The sequence below is a fragment of the Streptococcus sp. 339 genome (assembly GCF_013277285.1).
Classification (GTDB): Bacteria; Bacillota; Bacilli; order Lactobacillales; family Streptococcaceae; genus Streptococcus; species Streptococcus pseudopneumoniae.
On sequence record NZ_VMMR01000023.1, the window covers coordinates 1 to 17,475 of the forward strand.

A 17,475-nucleotide genomic window follows, 5' to 3' on the forward strand; every position below is an offset into this window, starting at 1 on the left:
TACTCGTTATGGACAATGCTATATGGCATAATAAAAGCGCTGAATCGGTCAATCAGGCTCTAAAACTCATCTTAAAACAAGACAAGATTCTGTCCATCACGGCAGATAATGGTACAGAATTTAACCGCTTGTCTGATGTATTTTCTGAGGAACATATCTATTATGCGCACCCCTATGCCTCTTGGGAAAAGGGGAACTGATGAGAATCACAACAGGCTCATTCGGAGATGGTTACCTAAGGGAACTAAGAAAACGACTCCCAAAGAAGTCGCATTCATCTAAAATTGGATTAATAACTATCCTAAAAAATGCTTGCACTACAAATCACCCAGAGAAGACTTCTTGATGGCTAACTTGAACTTGAAATTTGGCTTTTTTGAAAAAATAGGTAAAAAGTTTAAAAACTCGAAGAAAACTCTTGACAAATCCTGCAAATATTTATATAATCTATGGTAGTAAGGTAGTCTTACGAAAAAATATTTTAAAGAAAAACAAAGGAGATAAAACGATGAAAAAAGTTTTATTGACAAGCGCAGTCGCTCTTGCAGCATTTGGTGCTGTACAAGCTGTTTCAGCTGATACAGCAACTTTTAGTGAGGCTAATGTTCAAACATTGCCAAATGCTAAACCTGCAGCTGATGAGAGAACAGAACCAAGTGCAGAAGTTTCTAAACTCTTTAAAGAAGCAGCAGAAGCAGCAGAAGCAGCAGCTAAACGTGGAGAAGAAGCAAGTGGTAAAGTTAATACTACTGAAAATGGTGATTTGACTATTGATGATATTAAGTCTCACCTTGCATCTCAACAATCTCAACAATCTAATAAACAAAGAGTTGTTACCGATAGATATGTTAAGGTTTATGATAAAGAAGGTAATGAACTGAAACTTGATGGTAAAGCAGTTGAGATTAAGTATGAAAAATCAGCTAATAGTACTGTTGAAGTTAAAACTAAACGTGGAACATATAAATTAACAGTTCGAGTACAAAATGGTAAAGCAACTCTTTTGAAAACTCCTCAATTAGTAGCTTCTGCTGAAACACCTGCTCAAAAAGCTGAATGGATTAAATCAGGTTCTCGCTGGTGGTACAAACACGCTGATGGTTCTTACACAACTAATGGTTGGGAAAAAATCAATGGAACTTGGTACTATTTTGACCAAGCTGGTTGGATGACAACTGGTTGGGTTAAAGACAATGGTACTTGGTACTACCTAAACGACAACGGTTCAATGGCAACTGGTTGGGTTAAAGATAACGGTACTTGGTACTACTTGAAATCATCAGGTGCAATGGCAACTGGTTGGTATCAAGTTGGTGGTAAATGGTACTACTCATACGCGTCAGGAGCTCTTGCAGTTAATACAACTGTAGATGGTTATAAAGTAAACCACAACGGTGAGTGGGTTAAATAATCCAAGATAATTTAAAACTAGGAGAGTTCTCTCCTAGTTTTTTTGCTCTTTGTTAGCTATAGGGGTAGAGTTTTTGGCATTTTCCTTGCAACTCCGTCTATTGGTTAGAAGAAAATAAAAAGTGAACAAGACGATATTTCAGTCGTAACCGCCTAATAACGAAGTATATTGAAAAATCTCCAGACTAGAGAACTCACGGATAGTTCCTAATCTGGAGATTTCTTATTTGCACTTTTCTTGTACAACTTTAGTCCATGGTAAATAAGCCTCTAAAACCTCTTTGTTTACGAGAGTTTCCTCGTTTGGAAGACATTCTAGAAGATAGGATAGCTATTTCTCACTATTTAATTGATGACGTTTAGCTGTTTCCAACAAGCTCATAATAATAGCTCTTGCTTTAGCTCCTTCAAAATTTTGAGAAAACAACCACCCTCGCTTTTTAAAATTTAGCTTAGGCTAAAAGAGTCCACTGGACTCTTTTACTCCGTCCCATAACCAATGATTTAATGGCGCGTTCAGCTAGATTATTGGAAAGGACCAGATGCCCGTCTTTCAAAATGGCCTTAAAGGTTTCTTCATACTTGAGACTGTATTCAATTGCCCTTCCTAGTTTTGAACCAGGTAAAACTGACTGACGCCGACACCAAGCAAAGAAATCTTCCATTAGGGGGTGGAGCTCTTCTTGACGTTTCTGTAGTCGTTCATCAGCTGGCAAAGCATGCAATCGCTTTTCACCTGCTTTTAAGGCCTAGTTTAAGACTAAGTTAGAACAAGGAAAACATTACAATGTAGCCATCATCCACCTTGCAAAAAAACTTATCCGAACCATGTTTTATCTCCTAAAAAAGAGCTACCATTTGACGAACAAAAAGTGATGTAATTTCTGAAATTAACACAAGATTACCTTTGAAAAAAATGGACTTTTTCAAGGGATTTTTGCCGTGCTCTAAAATCATCGCTAAATCATCAAATTGAAATAAGAAATATTTTAGATAAACTATTGACTTTTTTTATAGTTTGTCTTTCATTATAGCACATTTTTAAATCTAAGTTTACTAGTTTCAATGCTTCTATCTATTTATTCGGAAAAAGTATGAAAAATATTGGGTATGGCTCTTTCCAATGGTATTTTTTGATTCTTTCCTTTATAATGGGTGTATGGATAAGAAAAAATTATTATTGATTGATGGGTCTTCTGTTGCTTTTCGGGCGTTTTTTGCGCTCTATCAGCAGTTGGACCGTTTTAAGAATGCGGCTGGTTTGCATACCAATGCGATTTATGGTTTCCAGTTGATGTTGAGCCATTTGTTGGAGCGGGTTGAGCCTAGTCATATTTTAGTAGCCTTTGATGCGGGAAAGACGACTTTCCGTACAGAGATGTATGCGGACTATAAGGGTGGTCGGGCTAAGACTCCGGATGAGTTTCGTGAGCAATTTCCTTTTATTCGTGAGTTGCTGGATCATATGGGGATTCGTCACTATGAGTTGGCTCAGTATGAGGCGGATGACATCATTGGGACACTGGATAAACTAGCAGAGCAGGATGGTTTTGATATTACCATTGTCAGTGGGGACAAGGATTTGATTCAGCTGACGGATGAGCATACGGTGGTTGAAATTTCCAAGAAAGGTGTGGCTGAGTTTGAGGCCTTTACGCCAGATTATCTCATGGAAAAGATGGGCATCACACCGACTCAGTTTATCGATCTCAAGGCGCTCATGGGTGATAAGTCGGATAATATCCCTGGGGTGACCAAAATTGGTGAAAAGACGGGTATCAAACTCTTGCTGGAGTATGGTTCGCTTGAGGGGATTTATGAAAATATCGATGGGATGAAGGCTTCTAAGATGAAGGAAAATCTCATTAATGATAAGGAACAGGCCTTTTTGTCTAAAACACTAGCGACCATTGATACCAAGGCACCGATTGCGATTGGTTTAGAGGACTTGGTCTATAGTGGTCCAGATGTTGAAAATCTTGGAAAATTCTACGATGAGATGGGCTTCAAACAGCTCAAGCAGGCTTTAAATGTGTCGTCAGCTGATGTGTCTGAGAGTTTGGATTTTACTATTGTTGACCAAATCAGTCAAGATATGCTGAGTGAAGAGTCTATCTTCCACTTTGAGCTTTTTGGTGAGAATTACCATACGGATAATTTGGTTGGATTTGCCTGGTCTTGTGGGGATAAGCTCTATGCCACAGACAAGCTTGAGCTGTTGCAAGACCCGATTTTCAAGGATTTCTTAGAAAAAACATCTCTGAGAGTTTATGACTTTAAGAAGGTTAAAGTTCTTTTGCAACGTTTGGGTGTGGATTTGCAGGCGCCTGCTTTTGACATCCGTTTGGCTAAATACCTCCTTTCGACTGTGGAGGACAATGAAATTGCGACCATCGCTAGTCTTTATGGTCAGACTTACTTGGTTGATGATGAAACTTTCTACGGTAAGGGTGTTAAAAAGGCCATTCCTGAACGTGAGAAATTCTTGGAACACTTAGCTTGTAAACTTGCTGTTTTGGTTGAAACAGAGCCTATTTTGCTTGAAAAACTCAGCGAAAATGGGCAATTAGAGCTTCTTTATGATATAGAGCAACCTCTGGCTTTTGTCCTTGCCAAGATGGAAATAGCTGGAATTAGGGTCAAGAAAGAGACTTTGTGTGAGATGCAGGCTGAAAATGAGCTTGTCATTGAAAAACTGACTCAAGAGATTTACGAGTTGGCTGGTGAGGAGTTTAATATCAACTCGCCTAAGCAGTTGGGCGTGCTTCTCTTTGAAAAATTGGGACTTCCTTTAGAATACACTAAAAAAACCAAGACAGGTTATTCGACAGCGGTGGATGTCTTGGAACGCTTGGCTCCTATTGCTCCGATTGTTAAGAAAATCCTAGACTACCGTCAAATTGCTAAGATTCAATCGACTTATGTAATTGGCTTGCAGGACTGGATTTTGGATGATGGCAAGATTCATACTCGTTATGTGCAGGATTTGACCCAAACAGGTCGTCTGTCTAGTGTGGATCCAAACCTGCAAAATATTCCTGCCCGTTTGGAGCAGGGTCGTCTCATTCGTAAGGCTTTTGTGCCTGAGTGGGAGGATAGTGTATTGCTCAGCTCGGACTATTCACAGATTGAATTGCGCGTTTTGGCGCATATTTCTAAGGATGAGCACTTGATTAAGGCCTTCCAAGAGGGAGCGGACATCCATACCTCGACAGCCATGCGGGTCTTTGGCATTGAGCGTCCTGAGGATGTGACTGCAAACGATCGTCGCAATGCCAAGGCGGTTAACTTTGGAGTGGTTTATGGTATTTCAGACTTTGGTTTGTCTAATAATCTGGGCATTAGCCGTAAGGAGGCCAAAGCCTACATTGATACCTACTTTGAACGCTTCCCAGGTATTAAAAACTACATGGATGAAGTGGTGCGTGAGGCGCGTGATAAGGGCTATGTGGAGACCCTCTTCAAGCGTCGTCGTGAGTTGCCAGATATCAATTCGCGCAACTTTAATATTCGTGGTTTTGCGGAGCGGACAGCCATCAATTCTCCTATTCAGGGTTCGGCAGCAGATATTCTCAAGATTGCCATGATTCAGCTAGATAAAGCCTTGGTTGCAGGTGGTTATCAGACTAAGATGCTTCTGCAAGTGCACGATGAAATCGTCCTTGAAGTTCCTAAATCTGAATTGGCAGAGATGAAAAAATTGGTCAAACAAACCATGGAAGAAGCCATTCAACTCAGTGTTACCCTCATCGCAGATGAAAATGAAGGGGCAACCTGGTACGAGGCTAAATAAAAAGGGGGCTAGTCCTCCTTTTTGTAGTAGAATTATGCAAGCCTTTTCAAAATGTGCTATACTGATGAAAAAGGAGGATTTCTATGAGTCAAGAATTTATCAATCCAAGTGATGGCGTGATTCGTCAGTATCTCGCAACGAGTAAAACCCTTGCTGTAGTGGGGTTATCAGATCGTGAGGAAACAACCAGTAATCGAGTGACCAAGGAAATGCAGGCTCGGGGTTATAAAATTATTCCAGTCAATCCCAAGGCGGCAGGTGGCGAAATATTGGGTGAAAAGGCTTATGCTAGTCTAGCAGAGATTCCTTTTCCTGTAGATATTGTCAATGTTTACCGTCGCAGTGAGTTTTTGCCAGATGTGGCGCGTGATTTTTTCAAGGCTGATGCTAAGATTTTTTGGGCACAGCTAGGACTTGAAAGTCTAGAAGCAGAAGAGATTTTGCGTGCTGGTGGATGTGATGACATCGTGATGAATCGTTGCATCAAGAGAGAACATACACGCTTGATTGAGGAAGCATAAGAAAAAGGTAGCTGGTGGGCTACCTTTTGTGTTATACTCAATGAAAATCAAAGAGCAANNGTCAGTCACATATATACGGCAAGGCGACGTTGACGTGGTTTGAAGAGATTTTCGAAGAGTATTAGAAAATGCCGATAAGGGTCTGCATACCAAGAGTGGTGAGGATGATGGCAATCCAGCAGATGGCTCCAAGAAGAATGGATTTTCCACTGGATTTGACCATAGCTACTAGATTGGTTTTGAGACCGATAGCACTCATGGCCATGATAATGAGGAATTTGGAAAGTTGTTTGAGAGGGGTAAAGAAACTACTAGACACACCGAGAGAGGTCAGAAGGGTGGTTAGGAGCGATGCAAGGATAAAGTAAAGGATAAAAAGTGGGAAGACTTTTTTCAGTTGTAGGCTTTGCTTGTTTTCTTGTTGGCGACTTTGCCAGTAGGAGAGAAAGAGCGTGATAGGGATAATGGCCAAAGTACGTGTGAGTTTAACAATGGTTGCAGACTCGAGGGTATTGCTTTGGTAAAGACTGTCCCAAGCGCTGGCGGCAGCCGTTACAGAGGAAGTGTCGTTGACCGCAGTCCCTGCAAAGAGGGCGAAGCCTTCATTGGATAGATGAAGCCAGGTGCCGAGGGTTGGAAAGATGAGCGCAGCCAAGACATTGAAGAAAAAGATAACGGAAATGGCTTGGGCTACTTCCTTTTCCTTAGCATCAATAACGGGCGCTGTCGCTGCAATGGCAGAACCCCCACAGATAGAAGAACCTACTCCAACCAAGGTAGCCAGTTTTGTATCCAGTGCAAAGAAACGCTGGAAGAGGTAGGCAATAATCAGAGCTATTGAGATAGTGGACAGGATGACAGGGAGTGAAGATTGGCCAACTGCGAAGACCTGCGAGATATTGAGACCAAAACCAAGCAAGACAACGGCATATTGGAGCAACTTCTTGGAACTAAAGGTCAAACCAGCATCCAGTTGTTTATAGGACGAGAGAAAGGGATGTAGGAGCATGCCTATGAAAATGGCAAAAACGGGCGCGCCAATCACAGGGAAGAATCCTCCTAAGTACCAAGATACGATAGAAATGAGAAGGCAGGCCAAGATACCTGCTCCATTTTTTGATAGAAATGACATAAAAACCTCCAAATAAAATCTTTTACCATTATAGACATAAAAACAGGAAAAGTAAAGTAGAAAGTGGAAAGTTATTCTATTATGTATTTTTGCGGTCGGGGGGCTTTTGTAGTATAATAGAGATACGTTTTTACAGTAGGAGGTATCTATGGACTTAACTAAGCGCTTTAATAAACAGTTAGATAAGATTCAAGTTTCGTTGATTCGTCAGTTTGACCAGGCTATTTCGGAGATTCCTGGGGTCTTGCGTTTGACCTTGGGGGAACCTGATTTTACAACGCCAGATCATGTCAAGGAGGCGGCCAAGCGAGCGATTGACCAGAACCAATCCTACTATACAGGGATGAGTGGTCTGCTGACTCTACGTCAGGCAGCCAGTGACTTTGTTAAGGAAAAGTACCAACTGGACTATGCTCCTGAAAATGAAATCCTGGTTACAATTGGGGCGACAGAGGCTTTATCTGCGACTTTGACAGCTATTTTGGAAGAGGGAGACAAGGTGCTCTTGCCAGCTCCTGCCTATCCAGGTTATGAACCGATTGTCAATCTAGTTGGGGCAGAGATTGTCGAGATTGACACAACTGCAAATGGTTTTGTCTTGACTCCTGAGATGTTGGAAAAGGCCATTTTGGAGCAGGGAGACAAGCTCAAGGCGGTTATTCTCAACTATCCAGCTAATCCGACAGGAATTACCTATAGTCGGGAGCAGTTGGAGGCCTTGGCAGACGTTTTACGCAAGTACGAAATTTTCGTTGTCTGTGATGAGGTTTACTCAGAATTGACCTATACAGGCGAAGCCCATGTATCTCTAGGAACGATGTTGAGAGACCAGGCTATCATTATCAATGGTCTATCTAAATCGCATGCTATGACCGGTTGGCGTTTGGGACTAATTTTCGCTCCTGCGGCCTTCACAGCTCAGTTAATCAAGAGTCACCAGTACTTGGTGACTGCCGCAAATACCATGGCGCAACACGCTGCGGTGGAGGCCTTGACGGCTGGTAAAAACGATGCGGAGCCTATGAAGAAGGAATATATCCAGCGTCGTGATTATATTATCGAGAAAATGACTGCTCTTGGTTTTGAGATTATCAAACCAGACGGTGCCTTCTATATCTTTGCTAAGATTCCAGCTGGTTACAACCAAGACTCCTTTGCCTTTCTAAAGGATTTTGCTCAGAAGAAGGCTGTTGCCTTTATCCCTGGTGCTGCCTTTGGGTGTTATGGAGAAGGTTATGTTCGCCTGTCTTATGCAGCCAGCATGGAGACTATCAAAGAAGCCATGAAACGACTTGAGGAGTATATGAGAGAAGCATGATTCAGTCTATCACGAGTCAAGGCTTGGTGCTCTATAATCGCAATTTTCGTGAGGATGACAAGCTCGTCAAGATTTTTACAGAGCAGGTTGGCAAACGCATGTTTTTTGTCAAACACGCTGGTCAGTCTAAGCTGGCGCCTGTTATTCAGCCCTTGGTGCTGGCACGATTTCTCTTGCGAATCAATGATGACGGACTCAGTTACATCGAAGACTATCATGAGGTCATGACTTTTCCCAAGATTAATAGTGACCTCTTTGTCATGGCCTATGCGACCTATGTGGCAGCTCTTGCAGATGCTAGTTTGCAGGACAATCAGCAGGATGCTCCCTTGTTTGCTTTTTTGCAAAAGACTTTGGAGTTGATGGAAGCAGGCTTGGATTATCAGGTTTTGACCAATATTTTTGAAATTCAAATTTTGACTCGATTTGGGATCAGCCTTAATTTTAATGAGTGTGTCTTTTGCCATCGGGTCGGTCAGGCTTTTGACTTTTCTTTCAAATATGGAGCCTGCCTCTGTTCAGAGCATTATCATGAGGATGAGAGACGTTGCCATCTCAATCCCAATATCCCTTATCTGCTCAATCAATTTCAAGCCATTGATTTTGAGACCTTGGAGACCATTTCGCTCAAGCCCGATATCAAGCAAGACTTACGCCAGTTTATGGATCAGCTCTACGAAGAGTACGTTGGGATTCACCTAAAATCAAAGAAATTTATTGATTCCCTAGCAGACTGGGGACAATTACTAAAAGAGGAAAAGAAATGAAAAAAATCGCAGTAGATGCCATGGGGGGCGATTACGCACCTCAAGCCATCGTTGAGGGTGTCAATCAAGCCCTAGCTGACTTTTCAGATATTGAGGTTCAACTCTACGGAGATGAAGCTAAAATCAAGCAATATCTGACAGCGACAGAGCGCGTCAGCATTATCCATACGGATGAAAAGATTGATTCAGACGATGAACCTACGAGAGCTATTCGGAAGAAGAAAAATGCCAGTATGGTATTGGCGGCCAAGGCTGTCAAAGAAGGAGAAGCAGACGCTGTTCTCTCGGCTGGGAATACAGGTGCCTTGTTGGCGGCAGGATTCTTCATCGTGGGTCGTATCAAGAACATCGATCGTCCTGGACTTATGTCGACTTTGCCGACTGTAGATGGGAAGGGGTTTGACATGCTGGACCTCGGTGCCAATGCAGAAAATACAGCCCAGCACCTCCATCAATATGCGGTTCTAGGTTCTTTCTATGCTAAAAATGTCCGTGGCATTGCGCAACCACGTGTTGGCTTACTTAACAATGGAACAGAGAGTAGCAAGGGTGACCCGCTTCGTAAGGAAACTTACGAATTACTAGCAGCTGATGAAAGTTTGAACTTTATCGGAAACGTGGAAGCACGTGATTTGATGAATGGCGTTGCGGATGTTGTCGTGGCAGATGGTTTCACGGGAAACGCTGTGCTCAAATCCATCGAAGGGACAGCCATGGGAATCATGGGATTGCTCAAGACAGCTATTACAGGTGGTGGTCTTCGAGCGAAACTAGGCGCACTCCTTCTCAAGGATAGCCTCAGAGGTTTGAAAAAACAGCTCAACTACTCAGATGTTGGTGGAGCGGTCTTGTTTGGTGTCAAGGCACCTGTTGTCAAGACTCATGGCTCAAGCGATGCCAAGGCTGTTTATAGTACGATTCGCCAGATTCGTACCATGCTAGAAACAGACGTAGTTGCCCAGACTGCGCGTGAATTTTCAGGAGAATAAAAGAGATGACAGAAAAAGAAATTTTTGACCGTATTGTAACCATTATCCAAGAGCGACAGGGAGAGGACTTTGTCGTGACAGAATCCTTGAGTCTGAAAGACGATTTGGATGCTGACTCAGTTGACTTGATGGAGTTTATCTTGACACTGGAAGATGAATTTAATATCGAAATCAGCGACGAAGAAATTGACCAACTCCAAAGTGTAGGAGATGTTGTTAAAATCATTCAAGCAAAATAGAAATCGGAGTTCCAAGGCATTTGCTTTGGAATTTTTTATTTGGCTTAATACTCTTCGAAAATCTCTTCAAACCATGTCAGCTCTATCTGCCACCTCAAAACAGTGTTTTGNNATTTTCATTGAGTATAAGTGACCGTTTAGGAACAGATTTAGTCTTTCTAGGGACAGTAGAAATCTGAGGACAAATAAGGGATATAATGGAGTCAGAAAAAATCAATCTCCAAAAAGGAGAAAAGAAAGGATTTTTATGATGAAAAAATATCTTTATTCTAGTTTGTTAGTTCTTGCAGGAGGCGTTCTCCTAGCAAATACTACGGTAGCCTATGCTGATTCCCCATCAGCAAGTGAGAAAGAAGCGATTGCTCAATTAGTTAATCAAGGCAAGATAAAAGCTGAAGAAGCTGATCAAGTAAAATTGATTGGTTTTGAAGATAAAGAAACCCAAGCAGAGGGAAATCAAGAGAAGAAAGCTTTCAATCAATATCGTGATCCGAAAGGAACATGGATGCAAACCAATGGTAAATGGTGGTTTAAATACGGTTCAGGTGGGTATGCTAAAAATTGGGAACAATTAGATGGCAAGTGGTACTATTTTGATGACCAAGGATGGATGAAAGAAAATACTTGGATTCAACCTGATGGTAATTATTACTACTTATCTGCTAGTGGTGCTATGGTCACTGGTTATCAACGTGTGAATGGTACACCATACTTCTTTAGAGCCAGTGGTGTATGGGTAGAAAATCGTGGACAGGCACTTGGTGAATACGCAGAGACATTTGTAGGAAAAATCCCATATGTTTGGGGTGGGGCAGATTTGAATAGTGGCGTAGATTGCTCAGGATTTACGATGGCTATTCATGCTAAGTTTGATATTAGTATTCCTAGAGTAACCTATGGTCAAGCAACAGGAGGAAGCTATATAAGTAATGGTTCTCAACAAGCTGGAGATTTGATTTTGTATAATAGTGAAGAGACAAATGACCATGTAGGTATTTATGTTGGTGGTGGAAAGGTAGTTCATGCTCCATATCCAGGTCAATATGTTTCTTATATGAATCAATACGGTATTACTCAAAATACAATTCGTAGATATTGGTAATATTGTCTAATTTTTCACAATATTATTGACTTTGACAATGAAAAGTATTAGAATATAGCTAAATAAAGAGGGGAAGCCCTCTTATAGCTATTCAATAAAGGAGGAAATGGCTATGAAAAAATCTAAACTACTTACACTTGGTTTGCTTGCAGGTGCTGGTCTACTTTTGTCTATCAACCAAGCACAGGCTGCAGATACTTGGGTTAAAAATGGTGCTGACTGGAATCTTTCACAAGATGGCAGTCTAGCTAAGGATAAATGGGTACAAAATGCTGGGTCATGGTATCACTTCGACATCACTGGTAAAATGCAGACAGGTTGGCTCAAAGACGGTAACACTTGGTATTCGCTCGCAGATAGTGGCGCTATGCGTACTGGCTGGTACAAGGAAGGTAGCACATGGTACTCACTAGCAGATAGTGGCGCCATGCGTACTGGCTGGTACAAGGAAGGTAGCACATGGTACTCACTAGCAGATAGTGGCGCCATGCGTACAGGTTGGTACAAAGAAGGGTCTACATGGTACTATCTTCATTTTAGTGGTTCTATGATGACAGGTTGGGAGTTCATAGATGGTAAATGGTCTTACTTTGAAAAATCAGGTGCTATGGTTGCAGATAGAGCTGTTCTAGCCAGTGATGGGGAAAGTTATGTCATTGGTAAGGATGGCTATCTAGCAAATAGAAAAGATGCTGGATACAGTATTCATGATATTGTCAAACTTGGAGATGGGCAAGAATATTTGCTAAATGCTAAAGGTGACGATGTTATTATTGAAAAAAATGCTTGGTATATCAGACCAGAGTTCAAGAAGTTTTCTAATAAATATGGAGATGAGGTTGCAAATACTACCTTAGCTTTAGTGGATAATAAAGAAGAAGGACAAGAAATTGATCCTAAGGCAGTTTTACAGAACTTCCAAAACTTACCAAATCGCTACTACTTTGATGAAAATGGACATCGTGTGATTAATATCCCAGCAATGACAACCTATTCAGAGATTAAAAAAGTTGGCAATGATGTCTATTTAGAAAATCCAGGTGCACGACTTCGTCTTGGAGCTACCCACTTTACAATCAATAACAATAAACTATACTATTTAGAAAATGAGCAAGGTAAGCTCAAAACAGGTTACTTTGTATTGATTGATGATGGTATGGCTACAACCCACTATCACATCCTAGCCTATGCGGATCAATCTGGTGAAATTCTTAAGATGAAACGCTTGCCATCAGGAGTTTCAGATTATCTGGATAAAGAAATCGATGGTTTATATGGTGAAAAAATTAAAATTGAATCTCCACACTCAAACGAATATTATAAAGTGGTTGTGGTTAAATAAAAATAACATCTTCACAACTAATCGTTAACGCTCTAACCAATATACCATTTTCAGGAGGCTTTAGATTTCTTGTATTTTAAAAGGAAACTAAAGCCTTTTGTAGATGGAGCAGGGGATAGAGTTATCTATAAAATAATGAAAAGGAGTCTGTCATGGAAATGAAAAATACATTTGTAGAATTGGAACAATTTGAAGAGTTAACTCCAGAGGTTTTGGAAGAAGTGAATGGTGGAGGGATTTTTGAAGATACCGTAAAATGGTGCGATAAATTATTTAGTACGGGTAGACACTTTGCTTAAATTCACAGTATTCGTTAGAGATTAGATTTATTTATGATTATTTTAGAATTCTTAGTTTCTGTGCTATATATACTGTTGGTAGTCGTTTCAACCATGGTTCCTACTATTTATTTGGGTGCTCAAATTTCCCCAGAATTTTATAAAAAACGTTATTGGGTCCTTGTATTTTTAATTAGTTTATCTGCTCGCCAAACATTTGGAGAATTATTTCATATAGGAATCATTCTCTTCTTTTACTGTATTTTTTTACTAGTATTGCACAAGGGAAAAGGGGAAGCTTTTTTTCTTTCTCTGTATCTTTTTCTCTTCTTTCAAAGTATTCGTTATTTATTTTTGACAATTTGGATTCGTGTATTATCTGGTGAGCCTTGTTGTTTTGTAGATTCGTTTTCCACTTTATATAGATCTGTATTTGATTTATTATCAATATTTCTATGTTCTACAATTATGAAACGTTGTTCTTTGGATTTGGATTTATTCTTTTCAGATGCTTTCAAAACCCACTATTATAAGAGTTTTTTCATTATCCTACCTCTGACTGGATTTAGGATATTCTCTTCGTTTATGACCAATAGAAATAGTTCGTTCTACGTTCGTTTTGATACGACCATTTCTCTCCTGATTTTCATTCTCTTTTTCTCTTGGCTCTTTTACATCAAGCATTTGGAGCAGGTTTATCGTGATGAGCAGACCATTCAGAGACAGGAAGATGAAAATCGTTCCTTGCAAGGAATGGTGGATAAGTTGGGACATCTCTATGATGAGGTTCGAGGTTTCCGTCATGATTTTGCGGGAATTGTCGCCAGCATGGAGCCTGCCATAGCAAATCAAGACATGGCTGAGGTATCTACCATTTATCAAGATGTCTTTCTAAAGACTAATGAAAAGCTGAGGAAGGCGGATTACACGGCCTTTAATCTTCACAATATCCATGATATAGCTATTCGCAATACCTTGGCAAAAGCCATGATTGTGGCAGATAAGCAGGGAATTCATTTTAGTTTGGAGACGGTGGGGGTTGTCGAAGAGCTGGCATTGCCTATGTTGGAGGCTATCCGTATCCTCTCTATCCTCACGACAAATGCTTTAGAAGCAGCCAGTGAGGCTGAAAATCCGCAGATTCGGGTTGCTTTATTGGCAGGTGATAGGAGTGTCCGTTTTATCATTGAAAACACTCGTAAGAAAGAAGAACTGAATCCCAGTATTCTCAGTCAAAAGGGTTACTCTACCAAGGATAACCACAGTGGACTGGGCTTGGCAACCTTGGAGGACATGGTTTTTCATTATGATTTAAACTTAGATACCCAGCTAGGAGAGACGACTTTTAGACAAGATTTAGAATTGCCATTTAAGGATGAGAAACGAGGGGGAGAGGAATGAGAATTTTAGTTTTGGAAGACGATAGAGTCCAGCAAGGACGGATAGAGCAGACTTTACTAGATATCGGTCGCTCTCGCAATTTAAGATTGGAAATTGATATTGCCAAAAACTATGGGGATGTTGAAAAGTATTCTCAGTATTTTGACCATTACCAGCTCTATTTATTAGATTTAGAGATTGATGGAGAGCGTGAACGGGGCTTTCAGGTTGCTCAACAGGTTCGGGAGCGGGATCCTTTTACAAGCATTGTCTTTGTGTCCACGCACTCGGAGGCCTTACCTCTAGCTTTTCGCTACCACTTGTCTGCCTTGGATTTTATTTCCAAGGATCAGCCAGAGGCGGACTACTGTCATCAGCTGGAGCGCTGTCTGGACTATGTACTGGCAGTAGATAAGAGGGAAAATATGCGTCTCTTTACCTATAGTTTTGAGGGAAGACGGGGCTTCACTCTGCCCTACCATGAAATTTTAGCCTTTGAAACTTCAGTGGAATCCCATCGTATCAAGGTCTATTATGCCAATCATTCTATCAAGACCATTTATGGCAGTCTCAAGGATATCGCTGCCAAGGCTGAAAAAGATTACTTTGTCTATGCCAATCGCAATACGTTAGTCAGTTTACAGGCTATTGAAGAGATGACTGCCACAGAAGTGACCTTGTTAGAAGGCTTGCATTTCCCCGTATCACGAACAGCCAGAAGAACCCTTAAAAAATATCTTAATGTCTAATATCTGTTAGATTTGAATGAGTTTATCAATAAGAATATCGGAAAATTTTCTGATATTCTTATTTTTTGACTTCTTTTTCGAATAGATAAGTAAGAGGAAAAGAAAAGGAGTTTGCTTCATGTATCTACCGATTTTCTATTCATGGTATATTAAATTATTTTTCAAATAAAATTTAATTTAGTTGTTTATTTTTGAATTGTTTTTCGAATAGATAAGTAAGAGGAAAAGGAGAGGAGCCTAGTTCATGTATCTACCAATTTTTTATCCGTGGTTTACTAAATTATTTTTCAAATAAATTTAATTTCGTTGTACACTTTCGACTTCTTTTTCGAATAGATAAATAAGAGGAAAAAGAAAGGAGCCTGGTTTATGTATCTACCGATTTTCTATTCATGGTACATTAAATTATTTTTTAAATAAAATTTAATTTAGTTGTACATTTTCGAATTATTTTTCGAATAAATAAGTAAGAGGAAAACGAAAGGAATAAAATAATGAAAGAACATTATTACGGATTTGTTGAGCTAACTTCGGAAGAATTGACCGATATTCAAGGTGGAGAAAATTGGACGAAGACCCTTGTAGATTGGTACATTGGATTTCGTAGAGGTTTTGGTTTTTAGGAGGATAAGAGATGAATGAAATGAATGATAAGTATACTATTGAAGTATTAAAGGAAAGCGACTTAGCCTTGCTGGTGGGTGGTAGTGAGGCAAGTTACCAACATGGTTTAATGGTGGGGTTCATTTTACGTCGTGCGTTATTTGGATTCTAAGATAATATTTAGAGAGTGAAGCTTACCTACAACAATGAACAGAATATATGAAAAAGGAAATACAAATAACTACCTTTTTCAATTGTTAAGAATCAAAAAAGGAGAATAAGATGGAACAAATTAAAAATATGGAAAATAATTTTCATGTAATGAGTCATGAGGAATTGGCCGATGTAGAAGGAGGCTTGCTATTTGGTCTGGTAGTAGTTGGAGGAGTCGCAATTGCAGGAACATTTTTATTGGGTGCGGTAGATGGTGCTTCAGGAGCACATGCTAAGCGTCGTGGACGTTAACAGGGAAGGAAGAGCGCTGATGGAACGCATAATAGAAAGTTGGATTACTAGGGTAGAGAATTTTTACAGTTTGCAGTCAATTCCTGTGAAAGTATTCATTTTCATAGTTGGAGTAGTTGGGATTTATGCTTTAGGGACATTACTTTTAGGACCGGTTTATTGGGCGGGGCAGAAGTTTGGCGAAACAATTTACAATTATTTGTTTCAATAAAAAATTATAGATAAAGAGGAACAGACATAATGAATATGATAAAAATTGAAGAAAAATTTACAAGTCTTACAGAAAAAGATTTGGCAACAGTAGAGGGTGGTCGAGTGTCATGGAGAGGTAATATTAACATCGATGTCCACAAAGTGATTGATAGTACGGGAAGATTTTTCGGTGGTATCTATAATGCTGGTAGATCATTTGGGCGAAATGTTTACAATGCATTTTATTAATATAGTTTATTAAAATGAATATCATATATTATATTTTTGAATTCGTTTTCGAATAGATAAATAAGAGGAATACAGGGAATGATTATTTCAGTAATTCAAGATTTGGATGAAACAATTTAATAAACACTGCTATACCAAACTTGTCAAGTTTGCAACAAGACAAGCATTAAAATAAAAAAGGAGGCATTCGTTATGAATACAAAAACGATGTCACAATTTGAAATTATGGATACTGAGATACTTGCTTGCCTTGAAGGTGGCGGATGCAATTGGGGAGATTTTGCCAAAGCAGGTGTTGGAGGAGGAGCAGCACGAGGTCTTCAGCTAGGAATTAAAACAGGAACATGGCAAGGTGCAGCAACTGGTGCTGCGGGAGGAGCTATATTTGGAGGTGTGGCCTATGCAGCGACATGTTGGTGGTAATTATGGATTTTAAAAGTTTTATTATTGGTTTAGTAGTTGGTATATTTGGTCCCTATATGGATGATCTAATTAGAAAAAAATTTTTAAAGTCTTCGGAGAAGAAAACAGAAAAATTTGTCAAAAAATAATCAAAACGATAAATGATGAATCTGATTCAAAATTATCTTGCACATGTAAAGAGGACCATCTCTCCTCTTATCAGGTAAATAGGAATCTTGCAGTAGCGAATCAAAAAAGGAGTAACTATGAATCGTAATTTAGAACGGTGTTATCTATTCTGACTATGAATAGATCATACCAGAGGTGGCTTATAAATAGCGGGGACATTAGAAATTGAAGTAACTTTAAATAGGATGTCGTAAAGGTTACTATCAATGATTTATTTGTCCCAAGCTTGCCTAGGGTGTCAGAAAAAAATCATTTTCCTTTCAATAGCATATTTTTAGTAGGTAGGACGTTTGTTCTGCCTATTTTTTATCCAAAAAGTGCAGTTGAGGTGTTTATTTATATCGTTTGGAGTTTA

At 39.8% G+C, this 17,475-nt stretch carries 19 protein-coding genes and 3 pseudogenes; 20 read left to right on the forward strand and 2 right to left on the reverse strand.

The window, feature by feature from the left end; all coding sequences use genetic code 11:
* Positions 1–456, forward strand: a pseudogene (locus HT736_RS11445) (IS30 family transposase); the annotation flags it as partial.
* Between the two features lie 622 nt (positions 457–1,078).
* A pseudogene (locus HT736_RS11595) lies at positions 1,079–1,411 on the forward strand (N-acetylmuramoyl-L-alanine amidase family protein); the annotation flags it as partial.
* A 222-nt stretch (positions 1,412–1,633) separates the two neighbouring features.
* Here HT736_RS11595 and HT736_RS11600 read toward each other — a convergent pair.
* Positions 1,634–2,126, reverse strand: a pseudogene (locus HT736_RS11600) (IS66 family transposase); the annotation flags it as partial.
* 443 nt (positions 2,127–2,569) lie between these two features.
* Here HT736_RS11600 and polA point away from each other — a divergent pair.
* On the forward strand, positions 2,570–5,203 hold the full coding sequence (gene polA / locus HT736_RS02720) for a DNA polymerase I (protein ID WP_119919608.1): 2,634 nt from the start codon (positions 2,570–2,572) through the stop codon (positions 5,201–5,203).
* Positions 5,204–5,286: 83 nt separating this feature from the next.
* Positions 5,287–5,724, forward strand: a complete 438-nt coding sequence (locus tag HT736_RS02725) for a CoA-binding protein (protein WP_054388194.1) — start codon at positions 5,287–5,289, stop codon at positions 5,722–5,724.
* A 121-nt stretch (positions 5,725–5,845) separates the two neighbouring features.
* On the opposite strand, the gene HT736_RS02730 is transcribed toward HT736_RS02725, so the two are convergent.
* Positions 5,846–6,856 (reverse strand): YeiH family protein, encoded by a 1,011-nt coding sequence (locus HT736_RS02730; RefSeq protein WP_023935482.1) that lies wholly within the window; start codon positions 6,854–6,856, stop codon positions 5,846–5,848.
* A gap of 148 nt (positions 6,857–7,004) precedes the next feature.
* Between HT736_RS02730 and HT736_RS02735 the strand changes: the two genes are divergently transcribed.
* From HT736_RS02735 to HT736_RS12050, 16 genes are all read left to right on the forward strand, one after another.
* Positions 7,005–8,174, forward strand: coding sequence for a pyridoxal phosphate-dependent aminotransferase (locus tag HT736_RS02735; protein ID WP_119919609.1), 1,170 nt, complete (start codon positions 7,005–7,007; stop codon positions 8,172–8,174).
* The gene (gene recO / locus HT736_RS02740; RefSeq protein WP_023932887.1) at positions 8,171–8,941 is read left to right on the forward strand and encodes a DNA repair protein RecO; all 771 of its coding nucleotides are present in this window, start codon (positions 8,171–8,173) and stop codon (positions 8,939–8,941) included. The genes HT736_RS02735 and recO overlap by 4 nt, the downstream gene beginning before the upstream one ends.
* Positions 8,938–9,930, forward strand: a complete 993-nt coding sequence (plsX, locus tag HT736_RS02745; protein ID WP_023932889.1) for a phosphate acyltransferase PlsX — start codon at positions 8,938–8,940, stop codon at positions 9,928–9,930. Before recO ends, plsX begins: the two co-directional genes overlap by 4 nt.
* A gap of 5 nt (positions 9,931–9,935) precedes the next feature.
* Positions 9,936–10,169: an acyl carrier protein gene (locus HT736_RS02750; protein ID WP_000136445.1), complete on the forward strand. Its 234-nt coding sequence runs from the start codon at positions 9,936–9,938 to the stop codon at positions 10,167–10,169.
* Positions 10,170–10,416: 247 nt separating this feature from the next.
* Positions 10,417–11,271 (forward strand): C40 family peptidase, encoded by an 855-nt coding sequence (locus tag HT736_RS02755; protein ID WP_023935480.1) that lies wholly within the window; start codon positions 10,417–10,419, stop codon positions 11,269–11,271.
* Positions 11,272–11,383: 112 nt separating this feature from the next.
* Positions 11,384–12,613: an N-acetylmuramoyl-L-alanine amidase family protein gene (locus HT736_RS02760; RefSeq protein WP_031243362.1), complete on the forward strand. Its 1,230-nt coding sequence runs from the start codon at positions 11,384–11,386 to the stop codon at positions 12,611–12,613.
* Positions 12,614–12,765: 152 nt separating this feature from the next.
* Positions 12,766–12,912, forward strand: a complete 147-nt coding sequence (locus HT736_RS02765; protein ID WP_000425303.1) for a smi_0057.1 family bacteriocin-like peptide — start codon at positions 12,766–12,768, stop codon at positions 12,910–12,912.
* A gap of 564 nt (positions 12,913–13,476) precedes the next feature.
* Positions 13,477–14,292 carry a GHKL domain-containing protein gene (locus tag HT736_RS11605; protein WP_007285090.1) on the forward strand — a complete coding sequence of 272 codons (816 nt, stop codon included), beginning with the start codon at positions 13,477–13,479 and terminating at the stop codon, positions 14,290–14,292.
* Complete coding sequence (locus HT736_RS02775; RefSeq protein WP_001221866.1) at positions 14,289–15,020, forward strand: response regulator transcription factor; 732 nt, start codon at positions 14,289–14,291, stop codon at positions 15,018–15,020. The genes HT736_RS11605 and HT736_RS02775 overlap by 4 nt, the downstream gene beginning before the upstream one ends.
* 494 nt (positions 15,021–15,514) lie before the next feature.
* On the forward strand, positions 15,515–15,643 hold the full coding sequence (locus HT736_RS02780; RefSeq protein WP_000658221.1) for a smi_0059.1 family bacteriocin-like peptide: 129 nt from the start codon (positions 15,515–15,517) through the stop codon (positions 15,641–15,643).
* 11 nt (positions 15,644–15,654) lie between these two features.
* Positions 15,655–15,795: a hypothetical protein gene (locus HT736_RS02785; RefSeq protein ID WP_001004581.1), complete on the forward strand. Its 141-nt coding sequence runs from the start codon at positions 15,655–15,657 to the stop codon at positions 15,793–15,795.
* 110 nt (positions 15,796–15,905) lie between these two features.
* Positions 15,906–16,088 (forward strand): class IIb bacteriocin, lactobin A/cerein 7B family, encoded by a 183-nt coding sequence (locus HT736_RS02790; protein WP_000435077.1) that lies wholly within the window; start codon positions 15,906–15,908, stop codon positions 16,086–16,088.
* Positions 16,089–16,107: 19 nt separating this feature from the next.
* Positions 16,108–16,299: a hypothetical protein gene (locus tag HT736_RS02795; RefSeq protein ID WP_000439598.1), complete on the forward strand. Its 192-nt coding sequence runs from the start codon at positions 16,108–16,110 to the stop codon at positions 16,297–16,299.
* Between the two features lie 29 nt (positions 16,300–16,328).
* Complete coding sequence (locus tag HT736_RS02800) at positions 16,329–16,529, forward strand: SPPN_00645 family bacteriocin-like peptide (protein WP_001055966.1); 201 nt, start codon at positions 16,329–16,331, stop codon at positions 16,527–16,529.
* Between the two features lie 192 nt (positions 16,530–16,721).
* The gene (gene blpU, locus HT736_RS02805; protein WP_001093485.1) at positions 16,722–16,952 is read left to right on the forward strand and encodes a bacteriocin-like peptide BlpU; all 231 of its coding nucleotides are present in this window, start codon (positions 16,722–16,724) and stop codon (positions 16,950–16,952) included.
* 2 nt (positions 16,953–16,954) lie between these two features.
* A complete protein-coding gene (locus tag HT736_RS12050; RefSeq protein ID WP_007284823.1) occupies positions 16,955–17,080 on the forward strand; it encodes a PncF family bacteriocin immunity protein in 126 nt (41 codons plus the stop codon).
* Positions 17,081–17,475: the final 395 nt, after the last annotated feature.

Excerpts from the sequence above, each read along its gene's own strand:
- polA (WP_119919608.1), top strand. The coding sequence starts at position 2,570 with ATGGATAAGAAAAAATTATTATTGATTGATGGGTCTTCTGTTGCTTTT.
- HT736_RS02725 (WP_054388194.1), top strand. The coding sequence starts at position 5,287 with ATGAGTCAAGAATTTATCAATCCAAGTGATGGCGTGATTCGTCAGTAT.
- HT736_RS02730 (WP_023935482.1), bottom strand. The coding sequence starts at position 6,856 with ATGTCATTTCTATCAAAAAATGGAGCAGGTATCTTGGCCTGCCTTCTC.
- HT736_RS02735 (WP_119919609.1), top strand. The coding sequence starts at position 7,005 with ATGGACTTAACTAAGCGCTTTAATAAACAGTTAGATAAGATTCAAGTT.
- recO (WP_023932887.1), top strand. The coding sequence starts at position 8,171 with ATGATTCAGTCTATCACGAGTCAAGGCTTGGTGCTCTATAATCGCAAT.
- plsX (WP_023932889.1), top strand. The coding sequence starts at position 8,938 with ATGAAAAAAATCGCAGTAGATGCCATGGGGGGCGATTACGCACCTCAA.
- HT736_RS02750 (WP_000136445.1), top strand. The coding sequence starts at position 9,936 with ATGACAGAAAAAGAAATTTTTGACCGTATTGTAACCATTATCCAAGAG.
- HT736_RS02755 (WP_023935480.1), top strand. The coding sequence starts at position 10,417 with ATGATGAAAAAATATCTTTATTCTAGTTTGTTAGTTCTTGCAGGAGGC.
- HT736_RS02760 (WP_031243362.1), top strand. The coding sequence starts at position 11,384 with ATGAAAAAATCTAAACTACTTACACTTGGTTTGCTTGCAGGTGCTGGT.
- HT736_RS02765 (WP_000425303.1), top strand. The coding sequence starts at position 12,766 with ATGGAAATGAAAAATACATTTGTAGAATTGGAACAATTTGAAGAGTTA.
- HT736_RS11605 (WP_007285090.1), top strand. The coding sequence starts at position 13,477 with ATGACCAATAGAAATAGTTCGTTCTACGTTCGTTTTGATACGACCATT.
- HT736_RS02775 (WP_001221866.1), top strand. The coding sequence starts at position 14,289 with ATGAGAATTTTAGTTTTGGAAGACGATAGAGTCCAGCAAGGACGGATA.
- HT736_RS02780 (WP_000658221.1), top strand. The coding sequence starts at position 15,515 with ATGAAAGAACATTATTACGGATTTGTTGAGCTAACTTCGGAAGAATTG.
- HT736_RS02785 (WP_001004581.1), top strand. The coding sequence starts at position 15,655 with ATGAATGAAATGAATGATAAGTATACTATTGAAGTATTAAAGGAAAGC.
- HT736_RS02790 (WP_000435077.1), top strand. The coding sequence starts at position 15,906 with ATGGAACAAATTAAAAATATGGAAAATAATTTTCATGTAATGAGTCAT.
- HT736_RS02795 (WP_000439598.1), top strand. The coding sequence starts at position 16,108 with ATGGAACGCATAATAGAAAGTTGGATTACTAGGGTAGAGAATTTTTAC.
- HT736_RS02800 (WP_001055966.1), top strand. The coding sequence starts at position 16,329 with ATGAATATGATAAAAATTGAAGAAAAATTTACAAGTCTTACAGAAAAA.
- blpU (WP_001093485.1), top strand. The coding sequence starts at position 16,722 with ATGAATACAAAAACGATGTCACAATTTGAAATTATGGATACTGAGATA.
- HT736_RS12050 (WP_007284823.1), top strand. The coding sequence starts at position 16,955 with ATGGATTTTAAAAGTTTTATTATTGGTTTAGTAGTTGGTATATTTGGT.